This window comes from Endozoicomonas sp. ALB032, from assembly GCF_049310125.1.
In the GTDB taxonomy this organism is placed as follows: Bacteria; Pseudomonadota; Gammaproteobacteria; order Pseudomonadales; family Endozoicomonadaceae; genus Endozoicomonas_A.
Map to the genome: position 1 here is coordinate 4,428,514 of NZ_JBLYNW010000001.1, position 21,109 is coordinate 4,449,622.

Consider the following 21,109-nt stretch of genomic DNA (forward strand, 5'->3'; position numbering starts at 1 on the left):
ATCGGTCGCAACCCCGAAAGGATCCATAATGGCCACTGAAATAAAAGCACCAACGTTTCCGGAATCTGTCGCTGACGGTGTGGTTGCCACTTGGCACAAGAAGCCCGGAGAAGCTTGCTCTCGTGATGAGCTGCTGGTCGATATAGAGACCGATAAGGTAGTACTGGAAGTTGTTGCTCCAGCGGATGGCGTGCTGAAAGAGATTCTCAAGAATGAAGACGAGACGGTCCTGAGCGAAGAGGTTATTGCCGTTTTTGAAGCCGGTGCAGCATCCACAGCCTCCGTTCCTGCAGCTGAATCAGCGTCGGCAACCAGTGAAGTGTCACCTAGTACGGAAGAGCCAGTATTGAGCCCCGCTGCTCGTAAGATCGCTAATGAAAAAGGCATTGACCCAACGACTATTTCTGGCACTGGCAGGGGCGGTCGTGTCACCAAGGAAGATGTCGTTCGTCATGCAGAGCAGCGGCCAGCTCAGGTAGCTGCTCCTGCTCCAACAGTCCATGCTTCTTCTGCGCCTGTGGTAGAAGCTACAACTCCGGTATTTGCTGGCGAGCGCACGGAAAAACGTGTACCAATGACACGTCTGCGTGCTAGAGTTGCCCAGCGTCTGGTAGAAGCACAGCAGACAGCCGCCATGCTGACCACCTTCAATGAGGTCAATATGAAGCCGGTTATGGAACTGAGAGCCCGTTATAAAGATCAGTTCGAGAAGCGGCACGGTGTTCGTCTCGGGTTCATGTCCTTCTTTGTCAAAGCCTGTGCTGAAGCCCTGCGTCGTTATCCTGCAGTTAATGCCTCCATTGATGGTAATGATATCGTTTACCACGGCTATCAGGATATTGGCGTTGCTGTCTCCAGCGATCGTGGTCTGGTAGTACCTATTCTGCGTAACGCTGAAAACATGAGCCTCGCCGACGTTGAGGCCAAAATCCGTGAATACGGTAAAAAAGCCCAGGGTGGCAAACTGGATATTGAGGACATGACCGGTGGAACCTTTACTATTTCCAACGGCGGTGTGTTTGGTTCGCTCTTGTCTACACCGATTCTGAATCCACCTCAGTCCGCTATTCTGGGTATGCACAAAATTCAGGAGCGCCCCATGGCCGTCAACGGTCAGGTGGAGATTCTGCCCATGATGAATCTGGCTTTGTCCTATGACCACAGGTTGCTGGATGGCAAGGAAGCAGTCACTTTCCTCGTTACCATCAAGGAGCTGTTGGAAGATCCAGCCAGAATCCTGTTGGAATTGTAAGTTTTCATGGGTTATGCGGCGGCTCACAAGGCCGCCATTCTCATTTTCTTGGAATAGAAGATATGGCGAATCAGTTTGACGTTGTTGTCATCGGAGCAGGTCCTGCAGGTTACGTTTGTGCAATTCGTGCAGCGCAGCTGGGCCTTAAGACTGCTTGTATTGAAAAGTGGACTGATGACAAAGGAAAAACAGCTCTGGGCGGAACCTGTCTGAACGTAGGTTGCATTCCCTCCAAGGCGCTGCTGGACAGTTCTCACAAATTTGTTGAAGCTCAAAAAGACTTCAAGCTGCACGGTATCAATCACTCTGGTGTGGAAATGGACGTGCCGCAAATGATCGCCCGCAAGAGCAAGATCGTTAAAACCCTCACTACCGGCGTCGGTGGTCTGTTTAAAGCAAATGGTGTAACTCTGCTGGAAGGTGCTGGTAAAGTTCTGGCGAACAAGCAGGTTGAGCTGACCAAGGCTGATGGCACTGTTGAAGTTTATGAAGCGGGTAATGTTGTTATTGCTACTGGCTCCCGTCCGGTAGAAATTCCCCCTGCACCGACTGATGGTGATTTGATTGTTGATTCCACCGGAGCCCTTGAATTCCAGGAAATACCCAAACGTCTGGGGGTCATTGGTGCTGGTGTTATCGGCCTCGAGCTGGGTAGCGTTTGGGGTCGTCTTGGCTCTGAAGTCATTGTTCTGGAAGCCATGGATCGTTTCCTGGCAGCTGCCGACGAGCAGATCTCCAAAGAATCCATGAAAATCTTCAAGAAGCAAGGACTGGATATCTGCTTGGGTGCCCGTGTCACTGGATCTGAAATCAAGGATAAAGAAGTACACGTTACCTATGCGGATTCTGATGGCAATGAACAGGTTGTTGTATTCGACAAACTGATTGTTGCTGTAGGCCGTCGTCCATACACAGAGAGCCTGCTGGCTGCAGATTGTGGTGTGAACCTGGATGAGCGTGGCTTTATTTTTGTTGATGATCACTGTGCTACTGACGTGCCCGGTGTATACGCTGTTGGTGATGTGGTTCGTGGTCCAATGTTGGCGCACAAGGGCAGTGAAGAAGGCATCATGGTTGCTGAAATCATCGCTGGCCAGAAAGGTCATGTGAACTATGATTTGATTCCTTCTGTGATCTATACCCATCCTGAAATTGCATGGGTAGGCAAGACCGAGCAGGAACTGAAAGCCGAAGGTGTTGATTACAAATTAGGTACTTTCCCATTTGTTGCCAGTGGTCGTGCTCTGGCTGCTAACGATACGGAAGGAATGGTTAAGGTTATTGCTGACAAGGTAACTGACCGTGTCTTGGGTGTGCACGTAGTAGGCCCAAGCGCTGCTGAACTGGTTCAGCAGGCAGTTATTGCCATGGAGTTTGCGGCCAGCACTGAAGACCTGGCTCTGACTATATTCTCTCACCCAACATTGAGTGAAGCTTTGCACGAAGCAGTTCTGGCTGTAGACGGTCATGCGATTCATATTCCTAATCGTAAACGTCGCTAGCTGAGCTTACGGGAATCATTTACTGATGTGTGTAAGACCTACTTGTATCAGTAAGCTTTCTCAATGGATAAACTGATTCGAAGAAGTGTCAGAGGGAATCTTAGCCTGTAGGACTTGAGACAATTTCATATCGAAAGTACAAGTTAGACAGGCGTCAGGACCCAAAGTTTAATTTCGATGCCTGAAGAGTTGGGGTCGAAACAAAGAAACCTTTTTATCCACGGATGTGGATAGGAATTTGATTAAAACAACAATGGTATTGTCAGTATGAATCTCCATGAATATCAGGGTAAGCAGCTATTTGCTGAGTATGGCCTGCCGGTATCCAAGGGTATTGCCTGCGATACACCGGAAGAAGCAGCTGCAGCCGCAGACCAAATTGGCGGAAATCAGTGGGTTGTTAAAGCACAGGTTCATGCAGGTGGACGCGGTAAGGCTGGGGGCGTAAAGCTGGTCAGCTCCAAGGACCAAATTCGTGAATTTGCCGAGAAGTGGCTGGGTAAGAATCTGGTCACTTACCAGACAGACGAAAATGGTCAGCCAGTTAGCAAGATTCTGGTAGAAAGTTGCACCGACATCGCTCAGGAACTTTACCTGGGTGCTGTTGTAGACCGTTCTACCCGCCGGATCGTTTTTATGGCCTCCACCGAAGGTGGCGTTGAAATCGAGAAGGTGGCAGAAGAAACGCCAGAAAAGATTCTGAAGGCAACTATTGACCCTCTGGTCGGTGCTCAGCCCTATCAGGGCCGTGAACTGGCTTTCAAACTGGGTCTGAACGCTACACAGGTTAAGCAGTTTACCAAGATCTTCCTGGGTCTGGCGAAACTGTTCCAGGATCTGGATTTGGCTCTGCTGGAAATCAATCCATTGGTTATCACTGAAGCTGGCGATCTGCACTGCCTGGATGCCAAGCTGAACATTGATAGCAACGCTCTTTACCGTCAGCCTCGTCTGAAGACCATGCACGATCCTTCTCAGGAAGACGCACGCGAAGCCCACGCGGCTCAGTGGGAACTCAACTACGTAGCCCTGGATGGTAACATCGGCTGCATGGTAAACGGCGCTGGTCTGGCTATGGGTACCATGGACATCGTTAAGCTGTCCGGTGGTGCTCCCGCAAACTTCCTGGACGTGGGCGGCGGTGCTACCAAAGAACGTGTCAGTGAAGCTTTCAAGATTATTCTGTCTGACGATAGTGTTAAAGCGGTACTGGTTAACATCTTCGGCGGCATCGTTCGCTGTGACCTGATTGCTGACGGCATCATCGGTGCAGTGAAAGAGGTCGGTGTTGAAGTACCTGTTGTTGTGCGTCTGGAAGGCAACAACGCTGAGCTTGGTGCTCAGAAACTGGCTGAAAGTGGACTCGATATTATCGCTGCAAGCAGTCTCTCCGACGCTGCAGACCAGGTAGTAAAAGCAGCGGAGGGTAAATAAGAATGAGTGTCCTGATTAATAAAGAGACCAAGGTGATCTGCCAGGGCTTTACTGGCTCTCAGGGAACTTTCCACTCCGAACAGGCGATTGCTTACGGTACTCGTATGGTTGGTGGTGTTACTCCGGGCAAGGGGGGTCAGGAACATCTGGGTCTACCTGTATTCAACACGGTTGCCGAGGCAGTCGCTACAACCGGCGCTGATGCTACTGTAATTTACGTGCCTGCCGCTTTTTGTAAGGATTCTATCCTCGAAGCTGCCAATGCCGGTATAAAGTTGATTGTCTGCATTACCGAAGGTATTCCAACTCTGGATATGTTGGACTGCAAGGTCCGCTGCGACGAGCTGGGTGTTACTCTGATTGGTCCCAACTGCCCGGGTGTTATCACTCCGGGCGAGTGTAAGATCGGCATTATGCCTGGCCACATTCATAAACCAGGCAAAGTTGGAATTGTTTCCCGTTCCGGGACCCTGACTTATGAAGCGGTTAAGCAGACCACTGATTTTGGTTTTGGTCAGTCCACCTGTGTTGGTATCGGTGGTGACCCGATTCCTGGCTCCAACTTCATCGACATCCTGAAGCTGTTTCAAGAAGATCCACAGACTGAAGCGATCGTTATGATCGGCGAAATCGGTGGTACAGCTGAAGAAGAGGCGGCTGCTTACATCAAAGAAAACGTAACCAAGCCAGTTGTTTCCTATATTGCCGGTGTTACTGCACCTCCGGGTAAGCGCATGGGTCATGCGGGTGCAATTATTTCTGGTGGTAAAGGGACTGCTGACGAGAAGTTTGCTGCACTGGAAGAAGCCGGTGTAAAAACCGTTCGCTCTCTGGCAGAAATCGGTCAGGCTCTGAAAGAGAAAACAGGCTGGTAAGAGTCCGATCTGATCAGTTTTGACTCATTATACGGCTCATCTCAGAGGAGATGGGTCGATTTTTTATTGAGTTCCTGAGTGGCTAATCTCTCTCCTGTTTACCTAATTGCTATCCGGGTTTCGGAATATCGCTATAGGCTTAAGACGCTTAATGGCACATAGTCCCGTATTTATCTCCATCCTCAGGGAATCCTCTAGTGGATACACCGAATCTCAATCCTGATAAATACCGTTTTGCGAGGGCGCTTAGGCCTTTTTCCTTCTCTGTCGCACTGATCACTTGCGGATTAGGGGTCGCCGTAGCTTTCTCAAAGGGAGAGGGAGATATTGCCAGAGCCGTGGCTGTAATGATTGCGGGTATTTTATTACAGGCAGCCAGTAATCTGGCCAATGATCATGCTGACTTACATTTCTGGAACAGCAAGACAGGCCAATTGGCAGAGCAGGTGATTCAGCAGATTCGCAGGAACTTTGCTTTTGCCGGTCTTTTTGCTCTGGTAGCAACTGTCATAGGACTCTGGCTTGTCTGGAAAACGGGCTGGCCTTTGTTTCTAATGGGGCTTTTCGGTGTAACTGCTGGTTACTTCTATACAGGAGAGCCTATCGTCTATAAACATCTCGGTTTGGGAGTTCCAGCCGTTTTTATTCTGACTGGGGTACTGATGGTAAGCGGGTCTTACTATGCGGTTTCTGGTGTCTGGAATAATAAGCTACTTTGGGTTTCTATACCCGTGAGTCTTTTAACAGCTGCTCTACTGGTGTCGAATGAAATCCGAGATTATCTGGAAGATCAGTCTTCCAACATCAGAACCCTGACTGTCAGAATAGGGTTTGATACAAGTAAGAAACTATACGCTATATTGTTGCTGTCGGTATACCCGATCAGCTATTACCTCTACCTGAACAACTTGCTGATAAAACCTGTTTACCTGATATTTTCGTTATTACTCATCTTGCAGCCGATTAAATTGTTAAGATGTTCGCTGGGTGATTACGAGCTAAACAAATTGCCGCCTTTGTCTGGACGTTTTTTTCTGGTGTTCGGTATCTGCTTCATATTGAGTGTGTTTAGACCTTCTTGGGAATGAACGTCTGATGAAGGGCTCTTTGTTAAAAAAAATCAGAATGGTGAATTAATTTAGTTTCGACGGATAGATTTCAATATAGACGACTTTTTTCTTTTTTATTGTCAGTTTTGTGAAAATTATAAGTCAAAAGTTTGCAAATAATTTTAAGGCAGTAAGCCTTTTATGAAAAACAGAAAAAGCCAGACTTCATAATCTGGCTTTTTCTAACTGGAAACTATTACTTGAATCCAGTATCAGTCACTACTTTGCCAGGCTTTTTTATCTTTCTTGCGCAGATCAAAGGCTTCTGGTTCGAACAGTGTAGATGGCTCTTCCGGTAGCATGTCAGGTGCCTTTTTGTTGTGCTGAATCACTTTCAACTTGGTGTAACGATCTTTGGTGGCTTTGGCCAGTGTTTCAGAGTTTCTCATGATGGTCGGTCTTATAAACAACATGAGATTTCGCTTCTGGTTCTTATCCTGTTCGAAGCGGAACAGGTTTCCGATGATAGGGATATCACCCAGAAGCGGGACTTTCTTCTTGGTCTGACTCTTGACGTTTTCAATCAGGCCACCAATGACAATGGTCTGGCCATCATCTACCAGAACGGTGGTTTTCAGAGTTCTGTTATTGAAGATCAGGTCATCATTCTTTAAAAGGGATTCTGAAGTACGAGTGTCCAGAGAAGAAACCTCCTGCTCCAGCTCTAGCCTGATGCCGTTACCTTCACTGAGGTGAGGGGTGATCTTTAGCTTAATGCCGACATCCTTCCGGTCAGTCGTAGTGAACGGGTTGTTGCTACCACCACCGGCTGAGGTTTGATAAGAGCCTGTCTTGATAGGAATATTCTGACCTACAAGGAATTCAGCTTCCTGGTTGTCCAGCGTCAGCATACTGGGTGTAGATAGAATGTCGTTGTTAGACTTTGAACTCAAGGCAGATACCAGCACACCAAAATTATCCGCTCTCAAAGCCAGAGAGCCCAGGGTGATTGCCGCGTTATCGAGAATGTGTCCTGTTATGCTGCTCTTGCTGCCGACAACGGTTTTGGTTGATTTACCAGAAGGGTCTGTCTCGGTTGAGCCGCGAATGGTTTCCTTGCCATCAATACCCCACTGGACACCCAGAGCATCATCTATACCGCCAGAGACTTCTACGATGACGGCTTCCAAAAGTACCTGTGATCTTGGTACATCAAGCTGCCGAACGATATGCTCCATCTCTGCCAGAGTGTCCGGATCAGCAATCATGATGAGGGCGTTCTGGGATTCGTCGGCTTTAACGAACACGTTCGGTGCTGCTCCGGAACCCCTGCTTTTTCCGGAAGGCTGACCTTTGGTCTGAACCTTGGGAACAGAGGGGTGCGGTGGAACAGGCTGTTGTGATGAAGCCGAAGAATTGGATTTCTTTTCCTGACTCTCCTGAATCGTGGTAGATGCTTCTGCAAGGATTTCTGAAATATTCTTGGCATCGCCATAGCTGAGGAAGATCACCTTGGTAGTGGACTTGCGAATACCTTCCTTGTCCAGCGTTTCTACCAGTTTCCTGACTCTCTGGCGCTTACTGGAGTTACCTTTGATGACCAGTCGGTTGCTGCGCTCATCAGCAATGACTTGCAGTCCGCTTGGCATTTGCCCCTTGGCAGCTATCAGTGTGTCCTGAATGATTTTGGAAACATCACCCACCCAGGCATGCTTCAACTGAAGCACTTCGTAATCATTATTACCTGTCTTGTCCAGCTCCCTCACCAGCTTGGTGATTCGCTCAACGTTGTCTGCAAGGTCACTGACTATAACAGCGTTACTGGATGCGGAAGCGGCTGCGTGCCCATACTGGGCGATCAGAGGGCGAATAATGGGTATCAGTTCAATAGCCGATACACTGTGAAGTTCCAGAACCCGTGTGGTCATGACAGCATTACGTGGCTTCTGATTTCCACTGGGAGAGCTGGTTTTTGCTGTAGTACTGGGCACTATATTGATGATATTGCCCTTGGGTATTACGGCGTAGCCATTAGCTGACAGTACTTCGAGGAAAACATCGTAAACTTCGTCGCTGCTCAACGGTTTGGAAGAAATAACCGTTACAGTGTTACCCCCCTTGATTCTGGGGTCTATGACAAAGGTCTCACCAGTGATCTTGGCGATTTGGCCAATGAATTCACGAATGTCAGCGTTCTGATGATTCAGAGTCCACTTTTTGTCCTTGGCCGTTTCAGCCTTGAGGGCTTTTGTGGGAGGGGGTGCAGCCAGATTGACTACAGCAGTTTCAGCAGAAGGGGCCGCTGATACATTGCTCTGAAGGCTAAGGGCAAGCAATGCAGCAAACAGAGGTCTGAAGGCCATGCATACAAATGGACAGTCTTTAGTTTTCATCACTTAACCATATGAAAAAGTTTTAATTCTTGTATCAAATCCCTTGATTAGCCTGCTGAAGTTTATCTCTCAACTCCTGCATGCGCTGTTCAAGTGATTTTCCATCCGGCTCCTGAGTGAAGCCGGGGCGTTCTGTATTCTTATCCGTAGTGTCTGAGGGGCTCTTGAATTCCTGCAAAGCCCTGTCATCTTTACCTGCATCCGGAAAATAAAGGATTTCAAGCTGGCCATTGCGACTTAAAACCACATGATCTGAATGCACTTCCCTGAGTATGGCACCACCGGGCAGTCTGTCTTCGATGCCATAAAGCTTGTCCTGATTGTTGCCTTGGATAATAGCACTTGAATACTTATTCTTCTGATCACGTTCTCCAAGAGTACCTCTGAGTACCAGATTTAACTTTGTTTTAGGAATATCGGCGGACTGTTTCGCGACTTCAGGCTGATGATTGGCACCAAAGAGTAATTCGAAGTCTTTAGGAGTAAGAATTTTTTCTTTTGGTTGATTTTGGTACACTTGTTCATAATTATCAAAAGCATCTTCCTTCGCCAGTGATTCATAAAAGAAAAATGACTGAGCGCCTAATGAAACAATCATGGTGATCGCCAGAAGGCAGGTCAGTGCTATGCAATTTTTTCGATGGCCCCATTTTAAGTAGGTGGCTATGACCTCTGAATTCATACTGTTCTCTAATTTCTCTATTTGATGTGTACTTGATTAAGGAAAGCGTTATGGGTCATGGGCTATTCTTAACCTAAATAAAGCATAAGAGTGCTGTTTTTAAAAGCTGATGCTTTCACTAAAAACAGTTTTTAATTAATCATTTTTGATCAGTAATATCTTCTGGATCAAAAAAGTTGGGTTTGTGTTTGAATCATTTTTAAAATTCAGTTGTAAAATTTGGATATTGGATCACACTTCCTGTGACGTGCTTGAAGAATAATTCAATTTCCAGGGTTCAGAGCAAAAAATATCGGATTGTTTCTGGTTGTCCTCGATCAACCCAATAGAAGTTCTGGAATTATTAATTATCCAAGGAGTTAGCCTTGACTGACACAGCCAGCCTTCCAGAAGATCAGGCATCCCAAAATCAGGGACTGATTTTGCATCGTCTGCCATTTACTTTTGCCAAAAGGCATGGGGTGGTGCTGGTCTGGGAGCAGGAACAGCCGGTGCTCTATTTTCGCTCGGTGCCTTCAGCTGATATCTTCTCTGAGGTCACACGAATTTCCTGCCAGTCTCCTGTTTATCGCAAGGTGGGAGCAGACCGGCTCTCCGAAGTCTTGTCCGAGTGTTATCACAATGACAGTTCCGAAGCTCTGCAGAATGCTGCCGGTATTAGTGATGATCTGGATCTGAGTAGTCTTGCTGAAGCAGTACCGGTAACAGAAGACCTGCTTGAGCAGAGTGACGATGCCCCGGTGATTCGCCTGATCAATGCTTTATTGACGGAAGCGATCAAGGAAGGCGCATCGGATGTCCATATCGAAACTTTCGAAAATATTCTGGTTGTCAGGGTGCGGGTAGATGGTGTTCTGAGAGAGATTCTAAGTCTGCAACGAACACTGGCTGCACTCCTTGTTTCGAGGATCAAGGTTATGGCTCGTCTGGATATTGCTGAAAAACGCATTCCCCAGGATGGCCGTATCTCTCTGAAAGTTGCGGGTAAAGAGGTGGATGTCAGGGTCTCAACACTACCTTCCAGTAATGGTGAGAGAGTGGTACTGCGTCTTCTTGATAAGGCAGCCGGTCGTCTTGAACTGAAGCATCTGGGTATGGAAAATCAGGATCTCCAATGCGTATCAAGCCTGCTGGCCAAACCCTATGGCATTATTCTAGTCACGGGGCCTACCGGTTCTGGTAAAACCACCTCTCTCTATGGTTGCTTGACCTCATTGAATGATAAATGTCGAAATATTCTCACCGTAGAAGATCCCATCGAATACAACCTCGAAGGTATTGGCCAGACTCAGGTGAATACCAAGGTTGATATGACGTTTGCAAGGGGGCTGAGAGCCATCCTACGTCAGGACCCGGATGTGGTCATGGTGGGGGAAATACGCGATACCGAAACAGCTGAAATTGCCGTGCAGGCCAGTTTGACCGGTCACCTCGTGTTATCGACACTTCATACCAATACTGCCATTGGTGCATTGACCCGCTTGCAGGATATGGGAATTGAACCTTTTCTACTCTCTTCCAGCTTGCTGGGTGTGATGGCTCAGCGTCTGGTCAGAGTTCTCTGTAATCAATGTAAACAGCCCTACCAACCTGATGAGGCTGAATGCAGGGAGTTGGGGGTTGAGTTAGCCAATGCGCCTGAACTGTACCACGCAAAAGGCTGTAAAGATTGCAATCACAGTGGATACCGGGGCCGGACCGGCATCTACGAAGTGGTCATGGTCGACGAGCAGGTCAGAAGAATGATTCATGCAGGAGAGGGAGAGCAGGTGATTACTGACTATGTCAGAAAGAGCTCTCCTGGCATAAGGGAAGATGGTGCCAAGAAAGTATTGGCTGGTCTGACAACACTGGAAGAAGTGCTCAGAGTGACCCAGAAAGATTAATCCGTATCGGAGGCGGATCACCGCACGACATGGCTGCATATGAATACATCGCCCTCGACCAGCAGGGCAAACAGCATAAGGGAACACTGGAAGCCGACAGTAACCGGCATGTCCGGCAGATGCTTCGTGATAAAGAGTTGACCCCCCTATCGGTCAATCAGGTCTCAGAGCAGAAACAGAATGCCTCCGGTGGTTTGTCCACGCTCTTTCAACGTGGTGTTTCTGCTGTTGAGCTCGCTACTCTGACTCGTCAGTTAGCCACTCTCATTCAGGCGGCCATGCCTGTAGAGGAAGCGCTTTATGGTGTCGCTTCCCAGCAGGAAAAGCGCAGGCTCAAAAATATACTGCTGGCGATTCGTTCCAAGGTACTTGAAGGTTTCACATTGGCCCAGAGCCTTGAAGATTTTCCTCATATTTTCCCCCAGATGTTCCGGGCCACGGTGGCAGCCGGTGAACATGCCGGATATTTGGACAAAGTACTGAACCGGTTGGCGGACTACACAGAAGCCAGAATGAAATCCACCCAGAAAATTCAACAGGCTCTTTTGTACCCCATCATACTGCTGATGGCGGCTCTGGGGATCGTTAGTTTTCTTCTGGGCTATGTGGTGCCCGATGTCGTAAAGGTCTTCGTCGACACGGGTCAGGATTTGCCAGGCATTACCGTTGCACTGATCGCTGCCAGTGAAGGATTCCAGACCTACTGGCCCGTTATTTTCGGTATTATTTTCTTTGGAATTGTCGCATTCAGGCAGGCGCTGAAGAAGCCGACATTCCGGATGTCATGGGATCGTTTCTTTTTACGCTTACCCATTCTTGGCCGCTTTAGTAGAACATTAAGTGCCGCAAGATTTGCCAGCACCCTGAGCATACTCACCCGAAGTGGTGTTTCGCTGGTGGAAGCCCTGATTATTGCCGCACAGGTTATTGATAACCGGGCAATTTGTGATGCGGTTAAAGATGTTGCCAGAAGGGTCAGTGAAGGTTCCAGTCTGAACCGAGCCTTGGCTGAAACCGGTTATTTCCCACCTTTGATGCTTCACATGATTGGCAGTGGTGAATCGACTGGTGAGCTGGACGAAATGCTGGACAGAACGGCTCAGAATCAGCAGATGGAGCTGGATGGGAGGATATCCCTCTTGCTGGGGCTTTTTGAACCCTTAATGTTGGTGGTTATGGGCGGTGTAGTCATGGTGATTGTGTTAGCCATATTGCTGCCCATTCTTAACATGAACCAGCTTTTAAACTGAATGCAGTGAGCATGGCTTTTAAAGCAATGTTCGTAAAGGTTGAAACAGGACGTACACGACAGAATCTGCCGCTTGACTGACAGATTTCTGGAAGTGGGGGCAGCAATCCCATTTCCTCGGTACGGAATCCATTGATGAGGTCGTGAAAATGATGACAAGACAGGTACAAAGAGGTTTTACCCTCATAGAGATCATGGTGGTTGTCGTGATCCTGGGAATACTGGCTGCCATGGTGGCGCCAAAAATTCTCAGCCGTCCTGATCAGGCCAAGATTACAGTGGCCAGGTCGGATATTGAAACGCTCTCCCAGGCGCTTGAATTATACAGACTGGACAATGGTTTTTATCCTTCGACGGATCAGGGTCTGGATGCCCTGATCAAGAAGCCTACCATCGCTCCTGAGCCTAGAAACTGGAATCCGGAGGGCTATTTGAAAAAAGCTCCGGTTGACCCTTGGGGGAATGCCTACATTTATCTGCAGCCTGGTAATCATGGAAAATACGATCTCTATTCTCAGGGGGCTGATGGCCGTGAGGGTGGTGAAGGTCTTAATGCAGATATTACCAACTGGGAAGAGTCTTGAACTCAATTCTGATATCGGATTAAAACTTCCAAAGTTAAAGGGGCTCAATGAACAGTATGGTATCGGAAGGAAGCAGGACAGTGATTAACAAAAATCAGGGTTTTACTCTGGTTGAATTGCTCGTTGTCATTCTGATTATAGGTATATTGCTGGGTATTACTCTATTGAGCCCAATGACTGGGAATGTTCAAAAAACAGTTCAGGAGCAGGCGGCAAGATTACAGATTTTGTTCTCTCAGGTCAGGGACAAAGCGCTCCTGGATAATGCCGAATACGGCTTTTCCATTGATGAGAATGGGCGTTACTACTGGTGGGTATTGCCGCTGGAAAGTAATGAATGGATTGTGATTACAGAGACACCTTTTCAGCCCTACAGGATGCCGGAAAGTCTGGATGTTTATCTGTATACAGATGAGGACGATCTACCCTTTCTCGAACCCACAGATGTCGGCCCTGATGTTGTTTTTTATTCAGACTATCAGGTGACCCCTTTTTCTCTATTCGTGATCCCCAGTGAAAACAAAAAGCAGAGGGTGGTGCTGATAACCGATGGCTTGTCCGATGTCGAAGTCGTCCGCTAGTATTTTTGGTTTCACCCTTATTGAGGTGATGGTGGCTGTGGTCATTTTTGCTTTAGCCGCTTCCATGTTGATGCTGGCAGACGGTAACAGTATCCGCCAAACCCGCTATATGCAGGAAAAGGTTTTGGCTGCACAGCTGGCTGACCAGTATCTGAGCCGTATCCAGGCAGAAAAAAACTGGCCTGATAAAGGGGTCAGAGGAAAGGTTGAAAACTATGTTGGGTATGACTGGTACGTTCGTCAAACCGTCAGGGATACCACCAAGAGAGACTTCAGAAAAATTGTTGTGGATGTCTTTGTGGGTGTTCAGAAGCCTGATGGTGACGATATTCCGATATTCTCTCTGGAGTCCTATCTGAGGAAGCCCAGAAAATGAACGGAAGCAAGGGGTTTACACTGCTTGAGCTGATGATAGCCATAATGCTCTTTGCCATGATCAGCACGGCGGCCTACAAGTTGTTCGATTCAGTGAGTCGGGCTCAGCAGGTGACCGATGGCATTCTGGACAGTTTGGATGAAATTCAGCGGGCGAAGCTGATTCTGGAGAAAGATCTGTTCCAGTTGGCGGCAAGACCGGTACGGGATGAATTTGGTGAGATTCTACCAGCCGTCAAGTCTCCCAGTCTTGATGGCTTTGTTCTGGAATTTACCCGTGCTGGCTGGCGTAACCCGCTGATGGAGCTGAGGAGCAACCTGCAACGAGTTGCTTATAACCTGGAAGACGATGAGCTGGTTCGTTACTACTGGTTAATGTTGGACAGGGCTCCTGATCCGGTTCTGATAAGGCAGGTTATTCTCGACAATGTGCAGGCATTGAAAGTCCGTTTTATGGACGAAAAGAAGCGCTGGAAGAACAGCTGGCCACCGGAAAAAAAATCCCGGAGACCGAAACCGGCAACTGGAGCAAAGAAAACAGAAGAACCGGTGATGCCCCACGCAATAGAGCTGACGATGCAGCACGGGAATTTTGGAAAACTGGTAACGATTTTGCCTGCTCTAGACTACAAGTCCCCGAATGCTCATACAAAACCGGATCAGGAACAGGGTAAAGATCAGAATAGAGCAGGGCGAATGTCTTTCATACCAGAGCTGTATGAGAGTGACTATGAAGAAGGTGATGAGAAAGAGGAAGAACGATGAGGCCAGTTAACCGGCAGCGTGGCATTGCCCTGATCTATGTGCTCTTGATCTTCGCGATGATTACCTTGATGGCTTCCCAGATGATGACCAGTCTCTGGCTCCACACTGAAAAAAATACCCATTATCTGGAGCGTATACAGGCCAGACATCTGGCTCTGGGGGCTGAAAACTATGTTGCTTTATTGCTAGAGCAGGATGCGGAAGAAGACAAGAAAAAGAAAAAAATCATGGATCACGAAAGTGAACGCTGGAATATACAAGAAGTGGGCTATGCCGTTGATCAGGGGGATATCGAGTTGGTCATTGTTGATGAAACCAGTCGGTTTAACCTGAACTGGCTCGCCGCAGATGCACTGGACGGACAAAAGTTTCGTGGAATGTTCGAGATCATACTGCAAAATCTGGGCCTGAATGTACAGATTGCCTCAGCCATCAAGGACTGGATTGATCATGACCAGGAACCCTCAGAAGACGGTGGAGAAGATAATAATTATCTGTCCATGGATCCGCCGAGAAGAACTTCTGATGCTCCGTTTGTTTCATTATCCGAGTTAAGACTGATTAAGGGCGTTGGTATTGATGAGTTTGAATTGTTAGCTCCTCTGGTAACCGCTTTGCCAGACACTACCAGTATCAACGTCAATACGGTGCTGCCTGAAGTAATGCGTTCACTGTCTGATAAACTCACAGAAAGTGATGTAGAGACTATTATTGATGCTCAGAGTGCAGAAGGGTTCGTCAGACTGGAAGATCTGGCCAGGCTGCCGGCCCTGAAAGATAAAACTGCCGCTCTTAAAGAAGTGCCTCTGGATGTTGCCAGCCAATATTTTACTGCTTACATCAAGGCAACGTATCGAGATACGTCATTCTATTTAAAAACCCTTATGTATCGTAATACAGAGGGACAGGTTCAAATCGCCGGTCGTGAGATTGGACCCAACGACTACTGGGTAAGTGCCAAGAAGGAATCCTGAGGTCTAATAATGAAAAACATCCTGTTGATTCGGATACCACCGCCGGTTTCCCGGATTGAGACGAACACTCGAGTTCAGTGGGGGGCTTTTGCCAGTAACGGACAGCTCTTGGGAGATGTCCATATCTCGGAGCTGGGTCAAGTCAAAAATGACTGGGTCCAGTTTGTTATCCATAAGCCTGATAACAAAGAGCTGGACGAGACCACTCTGGAAGATGAAATGCCGGACCAGGTGTTAGTGCTTTTGCCAGGGACTCTGGTCATGCACAAGCGGCTACCTATTAACAGTGGTCAGCGAAAGCATCTTTCAACCGCGCTGCCCTTTATGATTGAAGAGGAACTAGCCGATGACATCGAGTCTATGCACCTGGCCAGTTATCTAAACAGGAAAAGTGAACAAGTTTACGTGTCGGCTGTTCCCCATGAGCAGATGCAATCTCTATTAGCCTGTCTTGACGAGCAGGGGGTTTCCGCCCAGCAAGTTATGGCTGAGCTACAGTTTTTGCAGGGCGTTCCGCGAGAATTAAACCTCCTTCTTGAAAATGATTCCTCTATTCTTTCTGCACCCGACCAAGCCAGTGTTTGTCTCGACTACGAAGCTCTCAAGTTTGTTTTGGGTCATTGGGGGGAAAAGGTCAGTGAAGATATTATTCACACGGATGAGGAGCTGATAGCTGAAGATGCTGAGGCTCTTGTTAGTGCCAGAATAAGATTTGCTGATGGTCTGGTGTCATTGGCTACTGAGAAGAGAGATCAGGTGAAACAATGGCTGGAAGAAAACGGCTGGCTGGTGGAAGAAGAACCATTGACTGGCACTGTTTTTGAGTATCTGGCGGCGTTGTATTTTTCATCCAAAAGATCTGCCGACTTAGTTGACCTTCGTTATGGCCCTTATCAATGCCCTAAAAGAGCTACCCGCAAGATGCGCCGCTGGAAGCCTCTGGCCCTGGTGGCTTCCATCTGGTTGCTGCTTGAGCTGGGTTTAAAAGTCGGGGAAGGAGTTTTGTATCAACAGAAAGCCCAAGAGTACTGGCAGGATAGCGCAGAGCTCTACTTGGAAGTCTTTCCACAGGATCAGCAGGTGCTTGAGGCCCAGACACATTCAGTTGGAAGCATTAACCTGAAGGGGCGTATGGAAAGTCGATTGAAAAATGTTGGTCAAAGTGCCACTGGAGAAGCCTTTTTACCTTTGCTGCAACAGGTTTCTGCTGTGTCATCTTCTTTGTCAGATTTTAAGCTGAAGCCGGTCAGCATGGATTTCAATGAAGCGACAGGAGCACTGGTGCTGGAGTTGAAAGCAGACAATCTTGAAGGGGTTGATAAGCTGTTGGCGGCAGTAAAATCATCCGGGCTAAGCGCACGCCTGGATAGTGCCAACCAGGAAAAAACGGGCGTCAATGCTCGAATGACGATAGGCAGGTGAAGCTGATGAAACTGACTCATCTACTCGAGAGAAGTCCGCTCTGGCTCCAGCTTCGGGCTAAGTACGAGCTGATGCCGGAGAAAGATCGAAGAGCATTGCATCTTCTGACAGCACTCCTTTTGTTGGCTTCAGTCTATCTGTTCGTTTGGAAGCCTATAACCGAATGGAGTGAAAAGCAGCAGGAAGAGTTCACTCACCAACAATCCATTTATGAATGGATGGCAGATAATGTTGATCAAGCAAAACAAGCTCAAAGGAAACAAAGGGCTGCAGGTGCAAAAAAAGACCTTTCTACTATTGTATCGGGCAGTGCCAGACAATCAGAACTGACATTAAGTCGTGTTCAACCTGATCGTAAAGGTTTGGGAGTCTGGATAGAAGATGCGGCCTATCAGAAGCTTCTGGCTTGGATGGTTGCATTGGATACCCGTTATGAAGTGACTATTCAGCAGATAAAAATCGATCGAGGTAAAGAAGAGGGTCGAGTGAAAGTCTATATGCATCTTGCAAATTGATTCTGGCAGATACGGGGGCTCCATCAAAAGCTTTCGTATCTCTGAATAAACGACAGCTTTAAGATTGAATTTTGGTGCTTTCTTCTTGGTTTTAAAGGAGAGTTTGAGTTGTCAAAAATAGACTCATGTTTTTGTAAACTCATTGATAGCATATCGCTGATATTGAAAACACAGAAAAACTCTCAGCTAGAACACAAAAGTTCTTCTTTTTACGTGTTTTTTTCCTTGACACTTTCATCTGATCTGCATAACATTCGCTCCACTTCAGCGCACTGCACCGCGCAGAGAGAGAAGTCGGGTGATTAGCTCAGCTGGGAGAGCATCTGCCTTACAAGCAGAGGGTCGGCGGTTCGATCCCGTCATCACCCACCAGTTTCTCTAAAGGGGTTGCGTGACCGCATACTGGCTACTTTGGGCGGTATGTGTAGGGTTCAGCGGACCGGTAGTTCAGTTGGTTAGAATGCCGGCCTGTCACGCCGGAGGTCGCGGGTTCGAGTCCCGTCCGGTCCGCCATATATCAAAAAACCTGTAGGCTGTCGTCTACAGGTTTTTTCTGTTTTGGTCCTACGTTTAAAGGGTTTTTGCAACTTTTGCCGGTTTTGCAAAACGGACTTTTTCACTGTTTTTCCTCCTGTTCCTCTCTGTTTTTCTCTCTTCTCGGTTTTTTTGGAGGAATTGGGGTGTCACTTCCTCCATTTTGGTTTTTCTTTTCAAAACAGTACGTTAGTTTAGTTTTTGGACTGGAGGTCGATGTCGGGTTCGTGGGCGATTTTATGCTGGGCGGATAAAACTGATTACAAACCAGTGTCTACTAATGTTGCGGTGGTTTGCTTTCTAAAATGTTCCCGCTGCTCAGACCAGAGCATCGGGAAGGGTTTCATACAGTCTTTCATCGACAGCTGCCACTTACCCTCGTAGTACAAAATATCTTCCTGAATATCCGGGGCCAGACAGGTCAGGCGGATGCACTTTGAGATCCTGGCCTTGTCCACCTTCTCTTTCTCAGCCAGCTGCTTGATGCCAGGGAGCGTTCTTTTCTAACCAGACAATCAATTTACTGATGTTGTCAAGCTAACCAGATCATGATGGCTGCTATCTGAAGCATTTTCATATAATTGAGTGCCAAGCGTTCATAGCGAGTTGCAACTCGCCGAAAGTTCTTGAGCTTTTGGAATAGTCGCTCAATTAGATTTCGCTACTTGTAGATTTCTTTGTCATATTTTCGCTGATCTATCCGATTTCGCTTCGGAGGAATCACTGCTTCAGCACCTGACTTCTTGACCTCGAGGAGGAGTGCATTTGAGTCATATCCCTTGTCAGCAAGAACGAAGTCCGCTGAAAATCCCTCTATCATGGCATTTGCCTGTTCTTACTCTGATGCTTGTCCAGCTGTGAGAATGAAGCGAACAGGATTACCAAGTGCATCCGTTGCAGTGTGGATCCTGGTTGTTAAACCTCCCCTTGATTTTCCAACTGCTTCGGCACTGTTATCCGTTTTTTTGGAGCACCGTGTTGATGAACACGGGTGATTGATCCGTCAACCATGAGGTATTGCGTATCACAATCCTGACTCAGTTTTTCAAAGACTTGATTGCATATTCCTTTCGAGCTCCAGCGACTGAATCGGTTGTATATTATTGTGCCAATCACCGAACTCTTCAGGCATGTCTCTCCACGGTACTCCGGTACGAGCAAGCCAGAGAATCGACTCAATGAATAACCTGTTGTCAGCTGTTGGTCCGGGGTCAGAGACTTTACCCGGCAGCATGTCTTTGACCCGATCCCATTGTTTATCTTTGAGTACTGTGCGAGTTGTAGCAGACCTAAACGCCGCATTCTAGATCACTTTCAGGTGTCTTTCCGGTCAGGTTACTGATGTTTTTATCTGTTCGGTCGGTTGGATAATAACGCGCCCTGGTCGAGGTTCAGGAGGATGCAGAGAGTTGGAGGGCATTGTGCCTTTCGGCAAGCGTAAAGGCAGATTCTGGACGAGTGGTACAAATCATCGAGCCAGAAAGGCACTACTCACAGAATTAATGCTAATTGAGTAGTTACCACCGTTAATGATTGTTTTATACTCGTTGCTAAAAGCTCGAAGCCATGTAAAATGGGCACCAGGTTATAAGTGCGTTTGATTCTTTATGTATAGATTTAGTGTTCTGAGCGTAGTGGCTTGTCCTGTTCTTCATAAGCGATAACAAAACTTCTAGCTTTACCGCCTTATCCGTGGCATACACGGCAAGGTATTTTGCTTAAAAAAAATCAGGATATGATTATGTCTACTACTACCGGTACTGTTAAGTGGTTCAACGAAGAGAAAGGTTTTGGTTTCATCGCTCAGGAGAATGGTCCTGACGTGTTCGCCCATTTCCGTCAGATCGTTGGCGACGGTTTCAAAACCCTGACTGAAGGCCAGCAGGTTGAATTTCGAGTGACCCAGGGTCAGAAAGGTCCTCAGGCAGAAGACATCCGTCCTCTGTAAAGATTGAGCTACGTACTATGTAGCTGAGATGCTTCACATTGGTGAAGGTGAAAAGGCAATACCTCAGGGTGTTGCCTTTTTTGCGTTCAGGGAAGAGTAAAAGGGAAGACCATGGCTACTACCAACATCTGGCAACAGTTCAGGCGCTTATCCCGGAAGGAAGCAAGGTTATAGCTACAATCACCGCGCTCAATGGCAATGGAACGAGTCAGTCAGAGCTAAGCGGTGGTTCAGTCGTGACAGTGAGAAGAGAGTCTGTGGGACTAGGGCAGAAGGCTTTTATTCAGGGGGAGAGGTAAAGGGGGCTGTGCCGGATTTGGCGCTGCATGAGGTGGAGGTTTGAGAACATCAGGCATCAGGGCGCAATTCAGGTTCTCGTAAATTTATTATTACCAGTCATTGTTTATTCCCCCTCCTGAACTGAAACTGTCATCGTATGAAGAACCAAATGAGCCATCAAATGATGAACTTAAAGAGCCATGCATATCGGAATCCAGGGAGTCATTCATATTTGTACCATTCAGGCTTCTGCCTATATCAATGCCGCCAATGCTGTCGTCCACCATTTTATCATTCTGATGACTATCAAGCTTCAGGCGGGTAATGGTTTTTCGAGCCAGTGCCTTTTGCTTGGCTGGCAGGGCTGGGTTAGGTGATATTTCATCGGGTGAAAAATTGATCACAAAGGTATGCTCCGCCATGCCAATAGGGTCTTCAACTGCTGATAAGGCTTCTTCTTTTCTTTCTGCCAACTGGCCCAATCCCGAATCAACCCGTTGCAAAGGGAAGCATTGCCAGCCCCAGCCAGTCCATCCCGCACGTCTGAGGGTGAGAACACAAAAGCCGGGGTTCGCTCCTGAATATCTTCACCGTTCTTTTGCGGCAGCCAATAATTGCGGTGAGGGTCCCACACCGCAAAAATGCCATTGGTCATGGCGTAAAGCACCAGGCCAGGGTTGGCAGGGCGATCAGTAGATGGTTGACAGCCATCAGTCGGTTACTGATTGTGGCTGGTTGCATAAGCTTGTTGTTAACTGTTGTGGGTCAAGCTGGCTACTGTATTGCTTGTATTAAGAAAAGACTGAGATA

Annotated in this window: 20 protein-coding genes, 2 tRNA genes and 1 pseudogene; 18 read left to right on the forward strand and 5 right to left on the reverse strand. The window is 47.6% G+C overall.

Going from position 1 to position 21,109, the window contains the following annotated elements; all coding sequences use genetic code 11:
• Positions 1 to 28: 28 nt before the first annotated feature.
• From odhB to ACO6VG_RS16465, 5 genes are all read left to right on the forward strand, one after another.
• Positions 29 to 1,252 carry a 2-oxoglutarate dehydrogenase complex dihydrolipoyllysine-residue succinyltransferase gene (gene odhB / locus ACO6VG_RS16445; protein WP_422137654.1) on the forward strand — a complete coding sequence of 408 codons (1,224 nt, stop codon included), beginning with the start codon at positions 29 to 31 and terminating at the stop codon, positions 1,250 to 1,252.
• A gap of 62 nt (positions 1,253 to 1,314) precedes the next feature.
• Complete coding sequence (lpdA, locus tag ACO6VG_RS16450) at positions 1,315 to 2,754, forward strand: dihydrolipoyl dehydrogenase (protein WP_422133303.1); 1,440 nt, start codon at positions 1,315 to 1,317, stop codon at positions 2,752 to 2,754.
• Between the two features lie 267 nt (positions 2,755 to 3,021).
• Entirely contained in the window at positions 3,022 to 4,188 is a 1,167-nt protein-coding gene (gene sucC, locus ACO6VG_RS16455) for an ADP-forming succinate--CoA ligase subunit beta (RefSeq protein WP_422133304.1), read from the forward strand.
• 2 nt (positions 4,189 to 4,190) lie between these two features.
• Positions 4,191 to 5,063 (forward strand): succinate--CoA ligase subunit alpha, encoded by an 873-nt coding sequence (sucD, locus tag ACO6VG_RS16460; protein ID WP_422133305.1) that lies wholly within the window; start codon positions 4,191 to 4,193, stop codon positions 5,061 to 5,063.
• Positions 5,064 to 5,260: 197 nt separating this feature from the next.
• The gene (locus ACO6VG_RS16465) at positions 5,261 to 6,151 is read left to right on the forward strand and encodes a prenyltransferase (RefSeq protein ID WP_422133306.1); all 891 of its coding nucleotides are present in this window, start codon (positions 5,261 to 5,263) and stop codon (positions 6,149 to 6,151) included.
• Between the two features lie 233 nt (positions 6,152 to 6,384).
• On the opposite strand, the gene gspD is transcribed toward ACO6VG_RS16465, so the two are convergent.
• Both gspD and ACO6VG_RS16475 read right to left on the reverse strand, forming a co-directional pair.
• Positions 6,385 to 8,505 (reverse strand): type II secretion system secretin GspD, encoded by a 2,121-nt coding sequence (gene gspD / locus ACO6VG_RS16470; protein WP_422133307.1) that lies wholly within the window; start codon positions 8,503 to 8,505, stop codon positions 6,385 to 6,387.
• 34 nt (positions 8,506 to 8,539) lie between these two features.
• Entirely contained in the window at positions 8,540 to 9,187 is a 648-nt protein-coding gene (locus ACO6VG_RS16475) for a type II secretion system protein N (protein WP_422133308.1), read from the reverse strand.
• A 365-nt stretch (positions 9,188 to 9,552) separates the two neighbouring features.
• Here ACO6VG_RS16475 and gspE point away from each other — a divergent pair, with 365 nt between their 5' ends.
• The 11 genes from gspE (at position 9,553) to ACO6VG_RS16530 (ending at position 18,051) form a co-directional block, all read left to right on the forward strand.
• Positions 9,553 to 11,073, forward strand: a complete 1,521-nt coding sequence (gene gspE / locus ACO6VG_RS16480; RefSeq protein ID WP_422133309.1) for a type II secretion system ATPase GspE — start codon at positions 9,553 to 9,555, stop codon at positions 11,071 to 11,073.
• A 29-nt stretch (positions 11,074 to 11,102) separates the two neighbouring features.
• Positions 11,103 to 12,323: a type II secretion system inner membrane protein GspF gene (gene gspF, locus ACO6VG_RS16485; RefSeq protein WP_422133310.1), complete on the forward strand. Its 1,221-nt coding sequence runs from the start codon at positions 11,103 to 11,105 to the stop codon at positions 12,321 to 12,323.
• A 148-nt stretch (positions 12,324 to 12,471) separates the two neighbouring features.
• The gene (gene gspG, locus ACO6VG_RS16490; protein WP_422133311.1) at positions 12,472 to 12,906 is read left to right on the forward strand and encodes a type II secretion system major pseudopilin GspG; all 435 of its coding nucleotides are present in this window, start codon (positions 12,472 to 12,474) and stop codon (positions 12,904 to 12,906) included.
• 80 nt (positions 12,907 to 12,986) lie between these two features.
• Complete coding sequence (locus tag ACO6VG_RS16495) at positions 12,987 to 13,487, forward strand: prepilin-type N-terminal cleavage/methylation domain-containing protein (RefSeq protein ID WP_422133312.1); 501 nt, start codon at positions 12,987 to 12,989, stop codon at positions 13,485 to 13,487.
• Entirely contained in the window at positions 13,468 to 13,863 is a 396-nt protein-coding gene (gene gspI / locus ACO6VG_RS16500; RefSeq protein WP_422133313.1) for a type II secretion system minor pseudopilin GspI, read from the forward strand. The genes ACO6VG_RS16495 and gspI overlap by 20 nt, the downstream gene beginning before the upstream one ends.
• Positions 13,860 to 14,627, forward strand: coding sequence for a type II secretion system minor pseudopilin GspJ (gene gspJ / locus ACO6VG_RS16505; protein ID WP_422474764.1), 768 nt, complete (start codon positions 13,860 to 13,862; stop codon positions 14,625 to 14,627). The genes gspI and gspJ overlap by 4 nt, the downstream gene beginning before the upstream one ends.
• Positions 14,624 to 15,601, forward strand: a complete 978-nt coding sequence (gspK, locus tag ACO6VG_RS16510; protein ID WP_422133315.1) for a type II secretion system minor pseudopilin GspK — start codon at positions 14,624 to 14,626, stop codon at positions 15,599 to 15,601. The genes gspJ and gspK overlap by 4 nt, the downstream gene beginning before the upstream one ends.
• A gap of 9 nt (positions 15,602 to 15,610) precedes the next feature.
• On the forward strand, positions 15,611 to 17,023 hold the full coding sequence (gene gspL / locus ACO6VG_RS16515) for a type II secretion system protein GspL (RefSeq protein ID WP_422137660.1): 1,413 nt from the start codon (positions 15,611 to 15,613) through the stop codon (positions 17,021 to 17,023).
• A gap of 5 nt (positions 17,024 to 17,028) precedes the next feature.
• Positions 17,029 to 17,538, forward strand: a complete 510-nt coding sequence (gene gspM, locus ACO6VG_RS16520; RefSeq protein ID WP_422133317.1) for a type II secretion system protein GspM — start codon at positions 17,029 to 17,031, stop codon at positions 17,536 to 17,538.
• Between the two features lie 296 nt (positions 17,539 to 17,834).
• A tRNA-Val gene (locus tag ACO6VG_RS16525) sits at positions 17,835 to 17,910 on the forward strand.
• 64 nt (positions 17,911 to 17,974) lie between these two features.
• Positions 17,975 to 18,051: transfer RNA gene (locus ACO6VG_RS16530), tRNA-Asp, on the forward strand.
• 281 nt (positions 18,052 to 18,332) lie between these two features.
• Here ACO6VG_RS16530 and ACO6VG_RS16535 read toward each other — a convergent pair.
• The gene (locus tag ACO6VG_RS16535; protein ID WP_422474766.1) at positions 18,333 to 18,530 is read right to left on the reverse strand and encodes a hypothetical protein; all 198 of its coding nucleotides are present in this window, start codon (positions 18,528 to 18,530) and stop codon (positions 18,333 to 18,335) included.
• A 74-nt stretch (positions 18,531 to 18,604) separates the two neighbouring features.
• Positions 18,605 to 19,348, reverse strand: a pseudogene (locus ACO6VG_RS16540) (IS5 family transposase); the annotation flags it as partial.
• 465 nt (positions 19,349 to 19,813) lie between these two features.
• On the opposite strand from ACO6VG_RS16540, the gene ACO6VG_RS16545 reads away from it, so the two are divergent.
• Together ACO6VG_RS16545 and ACO6VG_RS16550 are read left to right on the forward strand one after the other, a co-directional pair.
• Entirely contained in the window at positions 19,814 to 20,020 is a 207-nt protein-coding gene (locus tag ACO6VG_RS16545) for a cold-shock protein (protein ID WP_257275284.1), read from the forward strand.
• Positions 20,021 to 20,100: 80 nt separating this feature from the next.
• Positions 20,101 to 20,319 carry a hypothetical protein gene (locus ACO6VG_RS16550; protein WP_422133318.1) on the forward strand — a complete coding sequence of 73 codons (219 nt, stop codon included), beginning with the start codon at positions 20,101 to 20,103 and terminating at the stop codon, positions 20,317 to 20,319.
• Between the two features lie 90 nt (positions 20,320 to 20,409).
• On the opposite strand, the gene ACO6VG_RS16555 is transcribed toward ACO6VG_RS16550, so the two are convergent.
• A complete protein-coding gene (locus ACO6VG_RS16555; RefSeq protein ID WP_422133319.1) occupies positions 20,410 to 20,772 on the reverse strand; it encodes a hypothetical protein in 363 nt (120 codons plus the stop codon).
• Between the last annotated feature and the right edge of the window lie 337 nt (positions 20,773 to 21,109).